Here is an 18,608-nt window from a genome sequence, read left to right on the forward strand (position 1 = left end):
GAACAGATTTGTAGTGAGAGAGCTGCTGAAAGGATGATGATCGACAGAAAACAGCAGCAGGAGAATGAGGAAGAAACATGGATTTAGTACAGAAAAATTTATTAGAACAGGTGGCGGGACTTCATGAGGTTCCGGAAGGTGCCTATAATATCCGTGCCAATGGAAAAAAGGCTGCACGAAACACCACCGCCAATATTGATATTGTCACAAAAGAGGACAAGGACGGAATTGACATCATTATCAAACCGGGAACGGTCAATGAGAGCGTTCATATTCCGGTTGTTTTGAGCGAGAGCGGATTGCAGGAATGTGTATACAATGATTTTTACATTGGGGAGGGCGCAGACGTCACGATCGTTGCGGGATGCGGAATCCACAACTGCGGCGTGGACACTTCCAAGCATGAGGGAATCCACACATTTTATCTGGAGAAAAATGCAAAAGTAAAATACATTGAGCGCCACTACGGTGAGGGAGATGGAAATGGTGAGAATGTCATGAATCCACAGACCATCGTGCATTTAAAAGAGGGCGCACACATGGAGATGGAGACAACCCAGATCAAGGGAATCGACTCCACAGTCCGTATCACCAAAGGAGATCTTGCAGACGGAGCTTCCTTAGAAGTGCATGAGAAGATCATGACACACGGAAAACAGTATGCCAAGACAGATTTTGCAATCGATATGAACGGAAAAGACTGCAGCTGTAATCTGGTGTCACGTTCGGTGGCAAAGGGAGAATCCCGACAGGAATTCTTCTCTATTATGAACGGAAACGCAGCCTGTGCAGGCCACAGTGAGTGCGATGCGATCATTATGGATCATGGATGCGTGACAGCAAGCCCACAGCTTACCGCCAATAATATTGACGCAAACCTCATTCATGAGGCAGCTATCGGTAAAATTGCAGGCGAGCAGCTGATCAAACTTATGACACTTGGACTTACGGAAAAAGAAGCCGAGGAACAGATCATCAACGGATTTTTGAAATAACAGACTGCCATGGCAGACAATGGAAACAGTTGTCTGTTGTGGCTTTTTCTGTAATAGGAAACGTCAGCTTAGAGCAAAAGGAGAGGAACATGAAATTCTTTCATTTGTCGGATCTGCATATTGGAAAGCAGTTGCATCATTACAATATGATCGCAGAACAGCGGGACATATTAGGGAAAATCGTGGCGTTGGCAGAACGCGAGAAGCCGGATGCGGTTCTCATTGCAGGGGATGTCTATGATACGCCGGTGCCGTCAGCGGAGGCAGTGTCAGTGTTTGATGAGTTTCTGACAGCACTGAACGATCTGGAGCCGGAAGTGACAGTCTGCATCATTGCAGGGAATCACGACAGTGCGAAACGGATTGATTTTGCGAGTGACATATTGGCAAAACACAGAGTAATGATCGCAGGAATGCCGCCGCTTACCCGGGAGGAGACCATCAGAAAAGTGAGTTTTTTGATGCATACGGCGAGGTATGCATTTACCTGCTTCCTTTTGTGAAGCCTTCCTATGTGAGAAATCTGAACGATAGCGATATTACGACTTATGATGAGGCTGTCCGGCTTGTCATAGAGCGGGAGAACATCGACACTGCAAAGCGTAATATCATCGTAAGCCATCAGTTTTATACTGCTGCGGGCAGGGAGCCGGAGACTTCAGACTCCGAGATCCGCATGGTTGGAGGGATTGAAAATGTGGATACAGCGGTTTTAGAACCGTTTGATTATGCAGCACTTGGACACATTCACAGAAAACAGAAAATAGGGCGTGTACAGAACCGTTACTGTGGAACACCGTTACAGTATTCCGTGAGCGAGGCAGGCGATGAAAAGACCGTGACGATGGTGGAACTTTTGGAAAAAGGAAGCGAGCCGCATATCACAGAACTGCCGCTTACGCCGATGCGCAGGGTGCGCAAAATGATCGGACATCTGGATGGGATTTTAAATGCAGCGGCAGAGGACAACTGTCACGATTATGTGAGCATTACATTGACAGATGAGGTGGAAGCGTACCAGCCGAAAGAAAAGTTAGAACAGGTCTATGACCATATTCTGGAGATAAAAAATAGACAATGAGAGGACAAGGAAGATTCTGGAGTTTTCGGAAGAGGAAGTGGAGAGCCTCGATCCTTATGATGCGTTTGTGACCTTTTTTCAGGAGATGAACGGAAGGGCGATGACGGAGGATGAGGATAATGTGATCCGCACTGTGATAAACGGGGAAAAGGAGGTGGCAGAATGAAGCCTTTGAAGCTTACCATGTCGGCATTTGGTTCGTATGCGGGAAAAAATGTCATTGATTTTACCGGGCAGCAGCAGGGGATTTTTCTGATCACCGGAGATACCGGAGCAGGAAAAACAACCATTTTTGATGCGATCACTTACGCACTTTACAATCAGACCAGCGGCGGTGAGCGAAACGGAAACATGATGCGCAGCCAGTATGCCCAGCCGGAGACGGAAACCTATGTGGAACTGGAATTTTTATACCGGGGACAGACATACCGCGTGCGCAGAAACCCGGACTATAAGATTACGAAAACACTGAAAAACGGCAAAATCAGGGAGCAGAAAGTACCACACAGTGTCGAACTTACCATGCCGGATGGAACTGTTTTCCCGGAAAAGAAAAATGCTACCGATGCAAAAATTATTGAAATCCTGGGGCTTACCGCAGACCAGTTTTCGCAGATCGTGATGATCGCACAGGGAGATTTTTTAAAACTCCTGTATACAAAGTCGGACGAGCGGAAAATGATCTTTTCCAAATTATTCAGGACAGACATCTATTGGAAGATCCAGGAAAATCTCAGAAGAAAATCCATGGAGATGGATGAGCGCATACAGGAGAACGACCGGGCATTTGAGCAGGAGAAAAGCAGGATCATTCTGCTTCCTGAAAGTGAAGAATTACCGCTGGATGAACTTGTGGAGCGTTTGCGGGAACGATTAAAGGATGCGTTAAAAGAGCAGAATCTCCGCAGGGCAAATGTGGAGGAACTGAATAAAAAGATCACAAAGTATGAGGAAATCAATAAACTTTTTGTTTCTCTGGAAAAAATCAGACAGAATGGAAAAGAGCTGGAAGCAAGACAGGTGGAATCGAAAGAGCGCAGGCAGCAGATTGAGAATGCGCTGAAAGCGGATAAAGTGCTTGTGGCGGAGCAGCAGAATCTCAGACAGCAGCAGACAGTGGAGCAGTCGGTACAGGCGATTGCAAAAATGGAGGAAACACTGACAAACAATCAGGAGATGTTCGAGACATTAAAGACACAGCTGCAGGAGGTAGAGGCAGAACAGAAAAGAGAAGCGGCAGACATCCAGAAAAAAATGCTTGCGTTAGAGCAGTCATTCCCGTCTTATGAGGCACTGCAGAATGCAAGGTCAGAGGAGCAGCAGGCCAAAAAGGTGTGGGAAGACCTCGGGAAAGCATCAGAGGAGTCATTCCATAAGAAAAAGGCTGGGATTGCTGCATTAAAAGAACAGCAGAAGCGGCAGGAGCAGGTCGTGGAGCAAACGAAGAAAAACTGGGAGCAGACATCTCTCAGCGCTTCGGAGTCGGCAAAGCATTATGAACATATGTATGAAGCCTTTTTAAAAGAACAGGCAGGGATCCTGGCAGAAAATCTGAGCGCGGGTTGTCCATGCCCGGTCTGCGGTTCAACGGTTCATCCGGATCCGGCGAAGCTTCCTGACCATGCGGTGACAGAACTGGAAGTGGAGCAGGCAAAAAAGACAAGGGCTGCTGCGGAAGAAAAGCGCGATCTGGCGTATGCTGCTTTTGAGGCAGAGAAAACAGAAAAACAGAAGCTTGCGCAGGCAGTCGAGAAAGAGGAAGCTGATTTTGTACTGGCACAGACGATTGCAAAACAGCAGAGAAAAGAAGCAGAGCAAAACTATGTCAGTCTGCAGAAAATAGCGGAACAGATCCGTGAGAAGCTTGTGTATCCATCTCTTGCCGAAGCAAAAAAACAGTATGCCGCAATGCAGAAAGCATTGGCGGCGGCAGAGCAGGAGATAGAGAGGAAACGGCAAAAAGTGTCGGAGCTGGCAGAAGCGATGAACACGTTAAAAGGACAGAAGCTCGCAGAGGAAGAGAATCAGAAAACGGCAAAAAAGCTTGCAGTAAAAACGGAAAAAGAATATGCAAAACTTTTGGAAAAATCCGGGTTTGTTTCCGAAGAAACATACCACCTTGCAATCCTGCCGGAGCGGAGCAGATCCAAACTGGAGCGGGAAGAGAAAGAGTATGAGTCTCAGTGCTTAAGACAGCAGAGTGAGCAGAAACTTTTGGAGAAACAGGTCAGCGGAAAAACATATACTGATACGGCGGAATTAAATGAGCAGCTGAAAGCAGAAAAGCAGGCATTAAAAGAGACGGAAAAAACGTATATGGAGCTGCACACAGCATATGAAAATGACAGGTCAGTGCTGCAGAATTGTGCCGTCTATCTGGAAAAGGGAAAAAAATTGGAGAGCGAAGACCAGGTCATCAAAAGTCTGTCAAAGACAGCGAACGGAAGACTTTCCGGTTCTGCGAAAATCGATTTTGAAACTTATATCCAGAGGCAGTATTTTAAACAGATCATCCATGAAGCAAACAAGCGGCTCTTGACGATGAGCAATCATCAGTTTATTCTTAAATTAAAGGAAGAGGCGAACACGGGAAGAAAGACAAACGAGGGACTGGATCTTTCTGTTTACAGTCTTGTGACGGACAGCGAGCGAGACGTGAAAACACTGTCCGGCGGGGAATCTTTTCTGGCAGCACTTGCGATGGCACTCGGATTGTCCGATATCGTGGAGCGGAGCGCAGGGGCGATCCACCCGGATATGATGTTTATCGATGAGGGATTTGGTTCTCTGGATGCGCAGTCGAGACAGCAGGCGATCGAGGTGCTTGCGGAACTTGCCGGTGACAGCCGCATGGTTGGGATCATCTCCCATGTGACGGAACTGAAAGAACAGATCGACCGTAAACTCGTTGTCAGCCGTACGGACAAGGGCAGCAGGGCTGTGTGGACGGAATGAATGTTATCATAGGTAATAGGCACAACTGAAGCAGGTAAGTAAAAAGCACATTTCGAGCAGGTGCCTTGTTGGAATAGTAATCAGTACGAGGAAAGAACAGATCGCGGTGTTTGCAAAATAGAAGAAAAGAAAGCAGGAAATCGTAATATGGACGAAATGCAGAGACCAATTGGAGTATTTGATTCCGGCGTTGGTGGAATCAGCGTACTTCGGGAATTGGTGGCATTGATGCCAAATGAAAATTTTATATTTTATGGGGATTCAAAAAATGCGCCCTATGGAACAAAGACCTTAGAGGAAGTGCGGAAACTCACACTGGCAGATGCGGAGTACTTAAGGTCGCGGAATGTAAAAGCACTGGTTGTCGCATGCAACACGGCGACAAGCGCAGCGATTCACATTTTAAGGGAAAAATATCAGAAAGAGATCCCGGTCATCGGAATTGAGCCGGCATTAAAACCGGCAGTGTCTGTAAAAGAAAATTCAAGGGTGCTTGTCATGGCAACGCCTATGACATTGCGGGAAAAAAAGTTCCATAACCTTATGCAGAAATTTCAGGATCAGGCGGAGATCATATCACTGCCATGTCCGGGACTTGTGGAATTCGTAGAGCGCGGAGAACTTTCCGGGGAAGCACTGGAACATTTCTTAAAAAATCTGTTTGCACCGTACCAGGAAAGAAAAGTGGATGCAGTTGTTCTTGGCTGCACGCATTATCCACTGGTGCGTAAGACGATTCAGAAAGTACTCGGCTCCGGGGTAGCGGTTTTTGACGGTGGTGCAGGAACTGCCAGAGAGACACTTCATAAATTAAAAGAGTATAGTCTGGTTTCGGATGCTGTGACACCGGGAACTGTGCAGTTTTATAACAGCACAGAAGATCAGGCAATGATCGAGTTGAGCAAATATCTGCTGGAACAGAGGAAGATGTGATAAATAAAAAATTGAAGTGTTATGTATAAAAGGAAAAATACCGGGCAGACTATGATCATACAAAAAAATCTAAACAGAAAAAAATAAAATATTAACGAATTATAAAATAATTTATCCAGAATTTTAGAAATGTTTTCGAAAACCGACATAATTCGTACACATTTATTTTGTATATTACTATTATCAACAAGAGAACAACAGACAAGCACTTGTTGATGTAAGCATTCAGAATGGTGCTTACTAAAAATGCCAATTTTCCTTTATATAGATTAACATTTTCATAACTAAACTCCTCGAAAAAACAGTCCGCAAGGGCTGTTTTTTCATTGCAAAAAAAGATATGAAATTCACGGATAGAATTTAATGTCTTTGAGTTTTTATAAAAACCAAATCTTCTCATTCGTCGAGGAAATGCTGACCACGCCAGCCTGGAGCAGTGCCATGACATCTTCCTTATCGGAAACCAGTCCTCCTGCAATGACAGGAACAGTGGACAGTTTGCAGACCTTAGCGAGTACTTTTGGCATGAGAGCCGGAAGCACTTCGATCAGGTCAGGTTTGGCGGTTCGAAGCTGGTGTTCAATGTTCGAATAAGCCATGGAATCAATGACAAACAGCCGAAGGATTGTATACAATCCTAGCTCTTTTGCACGTTTGATCAGAGCAGGCTTGGTGGTGATAATGCCATCTGCTCTGGTATATTTTTGGATAAAGTCGACCGCAATCTCTTTGGAACTTAAACCTGCGATCAGATCAATATGAACCATTGCAATTTTTCCAGAGGATTTCACGGTCTCAACAATGTCTGGAATATTGCAGATGTCACCATATAAAATAAAAATGACACGGCTTTCGCTTGTGAGACATTTTTTTAACCCTTCATCATCCTTAATAGCTGCAATGATCGGGGAATCTTCGATTGCTTCTTTAAATTCTTTTTTCATAAGAAATTACTCCATTTCGTTTTTATCTATCTATAATTATACAGCAATATTTCAATTTAAACCAGAATTTAACTTGTGAACTGCCGCCTGCAGGTGGTGTTACGGATTTCCAGAGCTACTGTATTGCACGCATAACAACTTTATAAAATAAAAAATAGAACTGTTTGTTTTCAGGAGCGCTTCCGCTTGTTGTCGCTGGCAGTGGTACTAAGAAAGTATCCATCGTGATTTCAAAATACAATTGACATTGTCTTTTGAAATCGCAATGTCTGCTTTCTAAGGACCGGTCGCTCCCAAAATCCTGAAAACAAATCAGTTCTATTTTTTATTAAGCCAAGACTGTGTGGCATGCAATATCCAGATTGTGAAAATCCGTCAATCCAGGTTACGAGCGGCAGAACCCAATATAGGCACTCATCCCATAACCGTGAGTTCCATAACGTAAATTGCAGATTTTGTGGTGCGATTCATGATGTTGATTGGGCAAATATAAGCGTCCTCTCACAAGTCATTCACAACGTAAATGAAAGAAAAATGGTACAGACAAATATGATTTCCTTTGTGAGCCATGGAGATAAGACTCTTTAGAGGCTTATCGGAATGCCCGGCGAACAGGAACAGCATATTTCGTCTGTACCGTTTTTCTTTTCATAAACCGATAAAATCACGACTTGTGAGAGGACGCTGATATCTGCCCTTCACAACCTATAAAAGCACCACAAAATCTGCGACACTACGTCACCTAAACTCCGGTTTACTTTGCAACAATATTTTTTGCAGCCACGACATCTACCCCGGTTCCGGCAACATTGGAAACCACAACATCCCCGATTTTGACAGGTGCAGTCACAACGACATTTTTCAAGGCACTGGCACATTCAAAAATTTTGGCTTTTGGAATGTCACTGGCTGTTTTAACATTGACCATCGGTGATATTCCGCCTTCCACACGGACAGTGGAAGTCACGATACGTGTTGGATTTGTGACTTCTTTTCGGGCATAGGCATCACCTCTTGGACAGGTGTTTCCGGTAACGGATACGACATCGGTGCCGTTCATTGTAACAGTAATGGAACATCCGAGCGGACATCCAATACAGGTAAGTTCACGAGTTGTTTCGCTCATAATTACGCCTCCTCAATTTTGATTGTAATTTTACTTAAATCAGGATATTCGCCCAGTTTTTTCTTGTCTAAGATGACCTGTTCCATTTCGCCGGGAGCCATGACCGGACGTTTGCGTTTTGAAATGAGCTGGTCGTCAAAATAGGTGGCAATGGCGCAGTTTTTATAAACAGCACCAACACGGAAACGAACGGTTAAAGTATCATCCATTTCTGTTGGGCGGATGTATTTTGGAACAGTGTAACGGACACCATCGACCGGAAGTATCTCAACAATTTTTGCATCTTTTTCCTTGCCGTTTTTAATATAATTTGCAGCATTTTTTCCGGCAGCGGATGCTTCCTGGGAAACATAATCTACCAGATCATGAACGTGAAGCACATTGCCGCAGGCAAAAATTCCATCGATGTTTGTCTCTAAACTGTCATTGACAACTGGACCTGAGGTTACCGGGTTTAAGGCAACACCGGCGCTTTTACTCAGTTCATTTTCCGGGATCAGACCACAGGAGAGCAGCAGCGTGTCACAGGTATAGCGTTCTTCCGTGCCGGGGATTGGTTTGCGGTCAGAACCAACTTCCGCAATCGTAACTGCCTCGACACGGTTTTTTCCTTCGATATCTACGACTGTGTGGCTTAATTTTAAGGGAATGTCAAAATCATTTAAACACTGTACAATATTACGTTTTAATCCGCCGGAATAAGGCATTAATTCTGCAACAACTTTTACTTTTGCACCCTCTAAGGTCATGCGGCGTGCCATAATAAGACCGATGTCACCGGAGCCTAAGATCACAACTTCTTTTCCCGGCATATAGCCTTCCATATTGACAAGGCGCTGGGCAGTTCCGGCGGAATAAATGCCGGCAGGGCGGTAGCCCGGAATGTTTAAGGCACCTCTGGATCGTTCGCGGCAGCCCATAGCGAGAATGACAGCTTTCGCCTGAACTTCAAACATGCCATCTTCACGGTTCATGGCGGTTACTTTTTTATCAGCAGAAATGTCCATGACCATAGTATTTAACTTGTATTCGATTCCACGATCTAAGACCATATCGATAAAACGGGAAGCATATTCCGGGCCGGTTAATTCTTCTTTGAATGTGTGGAGGCCAAATCCGTTGTGGATACACTGATTTAAAATTCCACCAAGTTCTTTATCACGCTCAATGATTAATATGCTGTCAATCCCATGATCTTTTGCGCTTGCAGCAGCGGCAAGTCCGGCAGGACCACCTCCAACGATAACTAAATCATATGTATTCATGGCTAAACCTCCTTATTATATCCAACAACAATATTGGAACCAACGCCGTTTTTGGTAATGTCAAAAATGCTCATCGGAACTTCACGCTCCAAAATTTCCATGGTACGAGGAGAACAGAAACCTGCCTGACAGCGTCCCATGCCGGCTCTGGTGCGACGTTTTACTCCATCTAAGGAGCGGGCACCGAGTGGGCGGTGGATTGCGTCCATAATTTCTCCCTCTGTGATCATTTCACAGCGGCAGATGATGTTACCGTATTCAGGATGCTCCTTGATGAGTTTATTTCGTTCTTCCAAAGACAGTGTATCCAGGCGGAGAATTCCTTTTCGTGTTCCAACAAAATCAGGATTTTTCTCCAATGGAAGAAGCCCTTTTACAATATCAGTGACCATCTCTGCAATTGCAGGGGCGGAGGAAAGACCGGGGGATTCGATTCCGGCAGCATTGATAAATCCCTTTGCGTCTTTCACTTCTCCGATCACAAAGTCATCGCTATCCTCATGGGCACGCAGTCCTGCAAATGAGGTGATGACCTGGCGCATTGGAACATTTTTCACGCTTCGTGCGGCAGTGGCAGCGAGTGAGTCAAGTCCGGAAGCCGTGGTGTTGACAGCCTCTTTGTCGTCTACGTCAACAGCAGTTGGACCGACTAACAGATTTCCATGTACAGTCGGTGTGACGAGAACACCTTTTCCCATTTTGGAAGGAAGCTGGAAAATCGTATGGGAAACATGGGTTCCGGCATCTTTGTCCAACAGACAGTACTCGCCTTTTCGTGCGGTGATATGAAGTTTGTTTTCACTTACCATATTATTAAAAACATCGGCGTAAACACCGGCGGCGTTAATTACAACTTTGGCTTCAAAAGTTTCTTTGTTTTTCGTATCTGTGTGGAGCGTGGAAATACGGTAACTATCTCCGTTTTTTTCAATTGTATCCACCTGTGTATTCAGGAAAAATTTCACTCCGTTCGTGCAGGCATTCTCTGCAAATGCCATTGTCATATGGAATGGGCAGACGATTCCGCCGGTAGGAGCGAAGAGTGCACAGGTGACATCGTCGCTTAAATTCGGTTCCATTGCGATCAGTTCTTCACGTTCTATGATACGGAGACCCGGCACGCCGTTGGAGGTTCCTTTTTCCAAAAGTTTTTCCAGACCACTTCGATCCTGATCTTTGGTACAAACTACGAGAGAACCATTTCGTTTAAAAGGAATGTCGAGATCCCTTGCAAGTTCATCCATTAAAAAGTTCCCTCTGACATTTAATTTTGCCTTGAGCGTACCTGGTGTTGCGTCAAAACCACCATGGATAATAGCACTGTTTGCTTTGGAAGTACCGTTGCACACGTCTTCCTCGCGCTCAATGACACAGGCATTTACCTGATATTTGGAAAGTTCTCTTGCAATTGCACTGCCGACAACCCCGGCACCAATAATTGCTACATCATACATATCAAATCCTCCTTGTTTTGCGAAGCAAAATCCGAGCCCCTCTGGGCGAGGAGAGGATTTAGCCTCCTTGATACAAAAAAAGAGCAAAGAAACAAGGCGATTCCTATCGCCCTATTACCTTGCTCATGTCTCTCGGTAAGTTATTAACTTAACTATAGTATAGCATGAAATAATAAAAGTGCAAGGGAAATTTGATGTTTTTCCAGGTAACCAAAACGAGCAGACAACGCTTAAGCCTCTGGAGAAGAAAATCATAAAAGATTTTAACTGTAGTGAATTTATTTTCTGTTCAGATGCCGGTCTTGAAAGCGCAAATGACCGGGCGTTTAACAGTATCGGGAATCGGGCTTATGTCATCACGCATTCCATTAAAAAGATGAAGCAGGAAGACCGTCATATTGCCCTGAATCCAACACAGTTCGGAAAAGCTGGTTCGACAGGTTTTTTAGATATCAGGACTTTGGACGAAACAGATGAAGAAGTTTTTAACTCCATTTACTACAAGGAAGTTCCTGTTTTTACCGGAGATTTGGATGGGACGCTGATCGTTCCATCCTACACCCGAACTGAAATAACAGACTCTTTACACAAAACTTTTGGTTTTCGGACAGACTATGAATTTATCAAAAAATCTACGATGCGAAGCATCATCAAGTAAACAAAAGAAATAAATTTACCATAGTGTAAAAAATATAGCACAATAGCACTATAAGAAAGGCTCCGGTGCCAAAAGCACCGGAGTCTTTCTGGAGACTTACTTTGAAAGCACAACGGAAATGATGATCTCCTTTTCAGCCTCGCTCAGATCAAGCGCACCGTCGTCTGCGACGCTGACACGCAGTTCATACAGTGTGCCGTCGGTCAGAGTATCCACGCCAGTCCCGGATTCATCCGTGATCGTCCACAGCTCTTTGCTGACCTCTGCTAGCTTTCCGTCTGCACCGTAGGCATAGAGCTTCAAATCAGCGGCGCTTCCGGAAAGATTGTTCATCCGGAACGAGACCGTCGTGTTGGGATGAACATTTTCGACCGTCACAGTATTGCGCCAGCTCGCAACCGTACCTTCGCCGCCGGCCTGCTCAAACTGTTCCTGTGTCAGTACGTTCCGTGCGGACTTGTCGAGATCGACCTTGCGGTAGGGCATTTCGGGAAGATACACAAAGCGGTCCTGCAAGCACAGCAGCTCCAGATAGCCCGTCGGGCAGTAGAGCGCGTTGCCGCTGTTTCCGGCATACATACCGATAGCCATGTTATTGTAGCCATATTTGTTGGAGACGTCCATGGTTAATACCGTCTCGCCGGTGGCAAAGTCCAGAATGATGTACTGCCACATGCCGCTTTCCAGATCCTGCACATAGCCGTAAATATAGCCGGTTGCTGTGGAGAGCTTCATAATCGACGTGTCACTCAGGTCATTGCGACACCAGATACTTTTCATCTCATAGCCGGAATCGGTTTTGATGGTATCGACACGTTCGACGCCGGGTGCGATCATGCAGTTGCCCTTCGTCAGCCAGTTCGTGTCATAGATGTTGGCGTAGCTCTGGATGGAAGAGTCACTGGTGGGATCGGCAAGGCCTGCGCTGCCTGCGCCGAACCAGTTGCACACGATAGTGCTGACGGTGCCCTCACTGTCATCATAGACGATGGCAGAGTTATCAACCGCCACCTGATAGCCCTCGGGCAGATCATCCAGCACCGGCATGCTTGCAACAATCTCACCGGTCTTCATATCGAGCGCCAGCAGCTTGACTGGATCTGCGTTGTCGGTGAACATCACAAGATCCGGCGTCAGCGACGGGGAGCAGCCGCCGCCCCAGGTAAGACCGCCGCCGGTGGTCTTGTCGTTTTCGCCGCTGACCTTAGCGCCGACGCTCTCATACGGTGTGCACCAGACAGCCTCGACACCATTGTTGGCACGCAGCAGATAGCAGTTCTGGTTTGTCAGGATGACCGCGCCGTCCTTGGAGGCGGCAATGCCGTTTTCCGCGCCCTCGCCGGGGGTAAGCTCATAAACAAAGACCGCATCGGAGAGGTCAGCCTGCTCGCCATTGAGAATTGCGTCGATGGCGGAGCGCTCGATATAGCCCAGCACACCCTGCTGCTCACGCTCCGGGTAGATGCGGAAGCCGCCGGTTGCAAACCAGAGGTTTCCATCGTAGTCAAAGACCACGGACAGAAGATTCTGCGTCAGCTCCTTGCCGAGCGCAGTCTCGGCTGCCGCCTTGATGTCAATGTCCAGTACCTTTTCAAATTCAGGCAGGACATTTCCTGCTTCATCGGTTGCCATCAGCATCAGCACATGGTTGTTGCTGGTGGGGCAGACGATGTGGTTTTCCGAGTCCAGGAACGTATAGGAGCTCTGGATGACGTAACCGCCGCCGTCATGCTGCTTTGGGGAGAAATAGCCCAGCGTCGTGGTTTCCTCCGCGTTCAGATCGCGGATGGCGATGCCGCCAAGCAGCGGAACGACTGCGTGGCCGTAGCTGTCAAAGTAAATGGCAGGCGAAGCGTTCGCGTTGGTTTTTTCATAGGAAACATTGATCTCCGGATAGATGCCGAGCGGCAGGACTTCATCCGTAGAGTCGGTATTGTAGCCGTCGTGGTGAATGTTGGCGTCGCTCTTTGCCATATAGGGGTTTTCGTCAACACGTTTGGCATTCATGGCCTTTACCGGCAGGGCAGTGCTTACCGCGGATTCTGTATCCGATGCAGGCAGGGCAGTGCTTACCGCGGATTCTGTATCCGATGCAGGCATGTCGGAAGACTGCTTCGCACCGCAGGCTGCCAATGTCAGGCACAACACACCTGCCAGCATAAGGGTTGGTACAGAACATTGTAACTTTTTCCTTTTCATTGATATCCTCCATTTTTATGCTTATTGTCCCGGTTTGGTTCGATGCCCGTTTATTCAATCCAGGCATTCAGTCCTCGCTGGAATGCTTTTTCGGAAACCGGCTTCATCAGGAAATAGTCGGCCCGCAGCCGGAAGGCATGAAGAGAGAAATCCAGGTCACTGCACCAGATCATCCGGCATGCTGGGCATAAGGACCGAAGGTGCTCCGCCGCATTCAACCCTGCCACCCCGGAAAGTGCAATGACGGCATTGGTTAGATCAGCTTTCTGCGCCGTTTCAAAAAAACGTTCCTGGTCGTCATATTGCATGACCTGCGGAAACAGCCCCTTCGCTTCACAAAACCGGGTAATTTGCTCGGCGTAGCGCTGCCGCTCTGCTTCCTGTTCTGCCAACACTGCAATACGATACACAGATCTCCCTCCTTCCTTCATCCGATTTAGCATCCTGCTTGTGCTCAGTATAAAAAGGCCATTCGCTTTTTTCAAGCGCCGTGGCACGAAAGGGGCGATTTTGGCACGAATTCCGACAGCAGTTCTTTGTTATCCTCGACAAGCTGTGATATAATTATCTTGGAATTTAAGCACAAGGAGAGAAACCTGCATGAGAATTGCGATTGTGGATGATCTTGCTGCGGAACGCACACTGCTGAAAGGCAGGCTGGAGTGGCAGCTTCAGCGGAGAAAAGTACAGGCGGATATTCTGGAATACGAAAGCGGCGAGACATTTCTGGAAGCGGCAAGGAAAGCACCCTTTACTGCCGCATTTCTGGATATTTATATGGATGGCATGACGGGCATGGAGGCGGCAAAGAAGCTGCGGAAAACCGACACTGACTGCCTGCTGGTTTTTATCACGACCTCGACCGACCATGCGCTGGAGGGCTTTCAGGTACGGGCGCTGCACTATCTGGTCAAGCCCCTTACCGAAGCGGACATCGACGCGCTGACGGACGAGCTGCTTGCCTGCATACCGCAGCCGGACAAATATATGGAGCTAAAGGTGGAGGGAAGCGAGATCCATCTGCGCTATCAGGATATCATCTACGCAGAACACTTCGCCCACTTGATCTACGTCCATACGACGGTTCAAAAGACGCTTGCCACACGCCAACCCTTCAAGACGTTCATCGCCTCACTAAAGGATGACACACGCTTTTTTGTGTGCGGGCGCGGAGTGATCGTGAATCTGGAACACGCGAAGGATCTGGAAGGTGCCGCCTTCCGCATGGCGGACGGAAGCCGCGTGTTTGTCAGTCAGGACCTTCTAAAAAGCGCCCGGCAGGCGCTTATGGAATTCCTGCTTCAAAGGGGGCGGATGGTATAATGGAGCTGCTGCGTCCAATTCTGGAACTCGGCGTGGTGATTCCCGGCATGCTGCTTGCCTGCTTCCCGGTAAAATCCAGTTTAAAGCAGCCGCTGTCAAAGCTTGTTTTGTGGCTTGCCCCGCTGCTTGCGCTGCTTTGTGCCGCCGGAGGCGTGATGTGCTATGCGCGCCGCATGCCAACTGCGCCGATGCTTGCAGGCCTAACCTTGCTTGCAGTCGTGATCTACATAAAAACGCTCCGGATTTCGCTTTGGAAATCTGGAACGATTGCGTTGTCCGTCTGTGCGGTATTTGCCTGTATCAACAGCCTTGCAAGAGCGCTCAACGCAGCTATGCTGGCCGGTTTGCCGCAGGCGCAGGCTGCACCATGGTTTTGTCTGCGGGTCGTGATTTGCTATCATGCGATCTGCTGGCTGTTTGCCGCCATCGCCTATTATCCTACGACGCACAGTGTGCGGAGGATGGTCGAGGACGAAAATTTTGCACAGACCTGGTATGTGTTCTGGGTGCTGCCGCTGGTGTTCATTGCGCTGAATCTGTTTATGATTCCCAAGTATGCGGACACTCTCTATACCGGGCGTGTTTTGCAGGGGTATTTTGTGATCTGCATCGCACTTTTGTTTTTGATGCTTTTCTTCAACGCAATCTTCCTTCTGATGGCAATCAGTATCAACCGGAATGTGAGATTGCAGCAGGAGAACCAGCTGCTTTCTATGCAGCAGCAGCGCTACGAAAGCCTGAAAGCTGCCATTGAGGAAACCCGGCAGGCGCGGCACGATCTGCGCCACCAGCTATGTCAGCTCGCTGCCCTTGCAGAAGAAGGGAATCTTGAAAAGATCAAAGCCTATCTTTCCGACGCAGTTTCCAGAATCCCGAGTCTGGAGCTGCATTTCTGTGAAAACCGGGCGGCAGACGGCGTGGTCGGGTATTACTGCGCACTTGCGAAGCGGGAGCAGATCCCATTTTCCGTGCGGCTCGATCTTCCGGAATGTCTTCCTGTAGACGAGATCGATCTTTGCCTGGTCCTCTCTAATCTGCTGGAGAATGCGCTGGAAGCCAGCCTGCATACTGCACCTGCCAGACGCAGAATCGAGCTGACCGCCTATCTGCATGGCAACAGTCTGGCACTGATTCAAGTTGAAAACACCTATGACGGAGTTATCCGGGAAAAAGACGGGGTATTTCTGTCCTCCAAGCGAAAAGGAGACGGTGTCGGGCTTCAGTCCGTCCGTCACATCGCAGAAAAATCCTGCGGGGTGAGTACGGTTACCTATCAGGACGGTCTGTTCTGTGTAAAGGTCATGCTCTGTGGGTAATTATGCCCTGCCTTTCCAAAACGGCACGACCACAGATTTCAGCAGTCTCGCTTCCGGCAATCCCTGTATGTACCGGATTGCCGTTTTTGCAAAGACGTTAGACTTCACTGTGCAATGTCATTTAGTTAGCATTGACGAGTGAACAGTAACCCTATTGCATGAAAAAAATGGATATATTATAATCGGAAATAGGATCACAACAAAGAAAGCAGAGAATTCCAGACTTCATGGAGGACATGGGGCAAACAATGGCAAAATCGGAAAAACAGAAATTAAAACTTCTATATATCATGCAGTGCCTGACGGAGAAAACGGATGCGGAGCATTCAGTGACTACGCAGGAGATCATTGATTATCTCGCATTGCAGGGCATTAATGCGGAACGGAAAAGTATTTACACAGATATTGACCTTCTGATCGACTATGGAATGGATATTGTAAAAAATTCGGGGAGATCGGGCGGTTACACGCTAGTGAGCCGCCAGTTTGAGCTGGCAGAACTGAAATTGTTGGTAGATGCGGTGCAGTCCTCCAAATTTATCACAACGAAAAAATCAAGAGATCTGATCGGAAAGCTGGAAACACTTTGCAGTAAATATGAAGCGGGTCAGTTACACAGACAGGTAGTTGTGACAAACCGGAATAAGACGGTCAATGAAAACATCTATTATAATGTCGACATCATTTACAATGCGATCGCGGAGAACGTGAAAATACAGTTTCAGTATTTTGAGTGGGATGTGAATAAAGAAATGCATCTCCGCCGGAATGGAAAAGTATACGAGGTGAGTCCGTGGCTTTTGACGTGGGATGATGAAAATTATTATCTGATCGCCTACGACAGCGAGGCGGGGATCATCAAGCATTATCGCGTGGATAAAATGTTAAAAATCGAACTTTCTGTGGAAAAAAGAGAAGGAAAAGAACAGTTCCAGCATTTTGATATTGCAGCTTACTCGAAAAAAACATTTGGAATGTTTGCAGGAAAAGAGGAGACTGTCACACTGCGATGCGACCGTTCTTTAACAGGCGTGATGATCGACCGGTTTGGAAAAGATGTTGCGATGAGAAAAATTGATGAGAACACGATCCAGGCGAGAGTGAATGTAGCGGTGAGCCGCCAGTTTTTCGGCTGGATCACTGGCTTGGGAAATATCGTGAAAATAGAAGCTCCGGAGCGGGTGGTGGAACAATATAGAGACTATCTTGGCGAGATTATCGAGAGATATTCATAATAATTCAGAGCAGAAGGAAACATAAATCGGACATGAAAGAAAGAACGTATCAGATCGTGTTGGAGGGCATTGTGATCACCGTGACAAAAAAACGCATCAAAAACATGTATCTGCGCATCAAAAAAGAGGACGGCATGGTTTTGATCTCTGCACCGTATCAGATGAGTGATCTTCGTATCCGCAGATTTGCGGAGGAACGCCTGCCGTGGATCAGGGAATATCAGGAAAAATATAAGGAATTGAAACAGCAGAAGGATTTAAGACCGGCTTTGAGTGAGGCGGAGATCAGACGTAGAAAAGTACTTTTGAAGGCAGCAGTGGAAAAGCTGATCCAGAAGTATGAGCAATTGATGCGGGTGCAGGTATCCGGTGTCACAATCCGGCAGATGAAAACGCGCTGGGGCTCCTGTAATGTAAAAACGCATCATATCAACATTAATCTGGCTCTTTATGAGAAAGGACCGGAGTGCCTTGAGTATGTGGTTGTCCACGAGATGTGTCACATTTTGGAAGCAAGCCATAATAAAATATTCTGGGGTTATGTCGCACAGTATTTCCCGGACTGGAAAAATGTGCGTGCACGTCTCAACGAGGAAGGCGTCTGACAGTCTCGTATCAATCATACAAACTGATTGGTGGCTGCGTTGTATTCGTAATCGATAGATTTTAGTTTTTCTTCCAGCTCACTGCGGTCTACGTTAAAATTTTCACAGAAAAGATCAAGAGTGGTAAAATAGTCGCGCAGCTGTGTGTTGACAAAACTTAAAAGCATCACCGGGTCGTTTGGAATATTCTGGTACATAATAAATCTCCTTTGAATCATATTGCTTTTTGAACAATAATAAGATAGCATAGGAAAGACAAAAGGGCAATTGCCTATAGAAATCAGATTGTGGATTGGAAAGGAATAAATACAATGGCAAATTGTGACAGCTGTGTATACAATGTTTATGATGACGATGATGAATGTTACTACTGTGAGGTAGATATGGATGAGGATGACGCTGCACGTCTGATGCAGGGACATTACAAAGACTGTCCATACTATCAGAATGATGATGAGTATGCGGTGGTGCGCCATCAGATGTAAACCAGAGTTTAACTTATGAACTGCCGCTTGCAGG

Annotated in this window: 18 protein-coding genes and 1 pseudogene; 12 read left to right on the forward strand and 7 right to left on the reverse strand. The window is 46.8% G+C overall.

Going from position 1 to position 18,608, the window contains the following annotated elements; genetic code table 11:
- Positions 1-77 precede the first annotated feature (77 nt).
- The 6 genes from ROSEINA2194_RS06685 (at position 78) to murI (ending at position 5,964) form a co-directional block, all read left to right on the forward strand.
- On the forward strand, positions 78-995 hold the full coding sequence (locus tag ROSEINA2194_RS06685; RefSeq protein ID WP_007884776.1) for a SufB/SufD family protein: 918 nt from the start codon (positions 78-80) through the stop codon (positions 993-995).
- Between the two features lie 89 nt (positions 996-1,084).
- Positions 1,085-1,498 (forward strand): metallophosphoesterase family protein, encoded by a 414-nt coding sequence (locus ROSEINA2194_RS22880; RefSeq protein WP_330370324.1) that lies wholly within the window; start codon positions 1,085-1,087, stop codon positions 1,496-1,498.
- An 11-nt stretch (positions 1,499-1,509) separates the two neighbouring features.
- The gene (locus tag ROSEINA2194_RS22885) at positions 1,510-2,076 is read left to right on the forward strand and encodes an exonuclease SbcCD subunit D (RefSeq protein ID WP_330370325.1); all 567 of its coding nucleotides are present in this window, start codon (positions 1,510-1,512) and stop codon (positions 2,074-2,076) included.
- A 37-nt stretch (positions 2,077-2,113) separates the two neighbouring features.
- Positions 2,114-2,242 carry a hypothetical protein gene (locus ROSEINA2194_RS22890; protein WP_007884780.1) on the forward strand — a complete coding sequence of 43 codons (129 nt, stop codon included), beginning with the start codon at positions 2,114-2,116 and terminating at the stop codon, positions 2,240-2,242.
- Positions 2,239-5,031 (forward strand): AAA family ATPase, encoded by a 2,793-nt coding sequence (locus ROSEINA2194_RS06695; protein ID WP_007884783.1) that lies wholly within the window; start codon positions 2,239-2,241, stop codon positions 5,029-5,031. The genes ROSEINA2194_RS22890 and ROSEINA2194_RS06695 overlap by 4 nt, the downstream gene beginning before the upstream one ends.
- 147 nt (positions 5,032-5,178) lie before the next feature.
- Complete coding sequence (gene murI, locus ROSEINA2194_RS06700; RefSeq protein ID WP_044927389.1) at positions 5,179-5,964, forward strand: glutamate racemase; 786 nt, start codon at positions 5,179-5,181, stop codon at positions 5,962-5,964.
- Between the two features lie 377 nt (positions 5,965-6,341).
- Here murI and ROSEINA2194_RS06705 read toward each other — a convergent pair whose 3' ends face one another.
- The 4 genes from ROSEINA2194_RS06705 to ROSEINA2194_RS06720 form a co-directional block, all read right to left on the reverse strand.
- Positions 6,342-6,908 carry a glycerol-3-phosphate responsive antiterminator gene (locus ROSEINA2194_RS06705; RefSeq protein WP_007884786.1) on the reverse strand — a complete coding sequence of 189 codons (567 nt, stop codon included), beginning with the start codon at positions 6,906-6,908 and terminating at the stop codon, positions 6,342-6,344.
- Positions 6,909-7,662: 754 nt separating this feature from the next.
- Positions 7,663-8,034, reverse strand: coding sequence for a DUF1667 domain-containing protein (locus tag ROSEINA2194_RS06710; protein ID WP_044927390.1), 372 nt, complete (start codon positions 8,032-8,034; stop codon positions 7,663-7,665).
- A gap of 2 nt (positions 8,035-8,036) precedes the next feature.
- A complete protein-coding gene (locus tag ROSEINA2194_RS06715; protein ID WP_007884790.1) occupies positions 8,037-9,299 on the reverse strand; it encodes an NAD(P)/FAD-dependent oxidoreductase in 1,263 nt (420 codons plus the stop codon).
- Positions 9,300-9,301: 2 nt separating this feature from the next.
- Positions 9,302-10,753: an NAD(P)/FAD-dependent oxidoreductase gene (locus ROSEINA2194_RS06720; protein WP_055301721.1), complete on the reverse strand. Its 1,452-nt coding sequence runs from the start codon at positions 10,751-10,753 to the stop codon at positions 9,302-9,304.
- A 190-nt stretch (positions 10,754-10,943) separates the two neighbouring features.
- Here ROSEINA2194_RS06720 and ROSEINA2194_RS06725 point away from each other — a divergent pair.
- Positions 10,944-11,303 (forward strand): annotated as a pseudogene (locus ROSEINA2194_RS06725) (IS1634 family transposase); the annotation flags it as partial.
- A 204-nt stretch (positions 11,304-11,507) separates the two neighbouring features.
- On the opposite strand, the gene ROSEINA2194_RS06730 reads toward ROSEINA2194_RS06725, so the two are convergent.
- Together ROSEINA2194_RS06730 and ROSEINA2194_RS06735 are read right to left on the reverse strand one after the other, a co-directional pair.
- Positions 11,508-13,610, reverse strand: coding sequence for a hypothetical protein (locus ROSEINA2194_RS06730; protein ID WP_007884793.1), 2,103 nt, complete (start codon positions 13,608-13,610; stop codon positions 11,508-11,510).
- Between the two features lie 50 nt (positions 13,611-13,660).
- Complete coding sequence (locus ROSEINA2194_RS06735; protein ID WP_044927391.1) at positions 13,661-14,041, reverse strand: alginate biosynthesis protein; 381 nt, start codon at positions 14,039-14,041, stop codon at positions 13,661-13,663.
- Between the two features lie 169 nt (positions 14,042-14,210).
- Here ROSEINA2194_RS06735 and ROSEINA2194_RS06740 point away from each other — a divergent pair, with 169 nt between their 5' ends.
- The 4 genes from ROSEINA2194_RS06740 to ROSEINA2194_RS06755 all read left to right on the forward strand — a co-directional run bounded on the left by ROSEINA2194_RS06740 (position 14,211) and on the right by ROSEINA2194_RS06755 (position 18,089).
- Complete coding sequence (locus ROSEINA2194_RS06740; RefSeq protein WP_007884795.1) at positions 14,211-14,933, forward strand: LytR/AlgR family response regulator transcription factor; 723 nt, start codon at positions 14,211-14,213, stop codon at positions 14,931-14,933.
- On the forward strand, positions 14,933-16,249 hold the full coding sequence (locus ROSEINA2194_RS06745; protein ID WP_007884796.1) for a sensor histidine kinase: 1,317 nt from the start codon (positions 14,933-14,935) through the stop codon (positions 16,247-16,249). Before ROSEINA2194_RS06740 ends, ROSEINA2194_RS06745 begins: the two co-directional genes overlap by 1 nt.
- A gap of 248 nt (positions 16,250-16,497) precedes the next feature.
- Positions 16,498-17,484 carry a helix-turn-helix transcriptional regulator gene (locus ROSEINA2194_RS06750; RefSeq protein WP_044927392.1) on the forward strand — a complete coding sequence of 329 codons (987 nt, stop codon included), beginning with the start codon at positions 16,498-16,500 and terminating at the stop codon, positions 17,482-17,484.
- Between the two features lie 32 nt (positions 17,485-17,516).
- Entirely contained in the window at positions 17,517-18,089 is a 573-nt protein-coding gene (locus tag ROSEINA2194_RS06755; RefSeq protein ID WP_007884798.1) for a M48 family metallopeptidase, read from the forward strand.
- A gap of 14 nt (positions 18,090-18,103) precedes the next feature.
- Here ROSEINA2194_RS06755 and ROSEINA2194_RS06760 read toward each other — a convergent pair whose 3' ends face one another.
- On the reverse strand, positions 18,104-18,286 hold the full coding sequence (locus tag ROSEINA2194_RS06760) for a DUF4250 domain-containing protein (protein WP_044927393.1): 183 nt from the start codon (positions 18,284-18,286) through the stop codon (positions 18,104-18,106).
- Between the two features lie 114 nt (positions 18,287-18,400).
- Here ROSEINA2194_RS06760 and ROSEINA2194_RS20970 point away from each other — a divergent pair, with 114 nt between their 5' ends.
- Complete coding sequence (locus ROSEINA2194_RS20970) at positions 18,401-18,574, forward strand: DUF6472 family protein (protein ID WP_172727059.1); 174 nt, start codon at positions 18,401-18,403, stop codon at positions 18,572-18,574.
- Positions 18,575-18,608 lie beyond the last annotated feature (34 nt).

The sequence above is a fragment of the Roseburia inulinivorans DSM 16841 genome, assembly GCF_000174195.1.
GTDB lineage: Bacteria > Bacillota > Clostridia > Lachnospirales > Lachnospiraceae > Roseburia > Roseburia inulinivorans.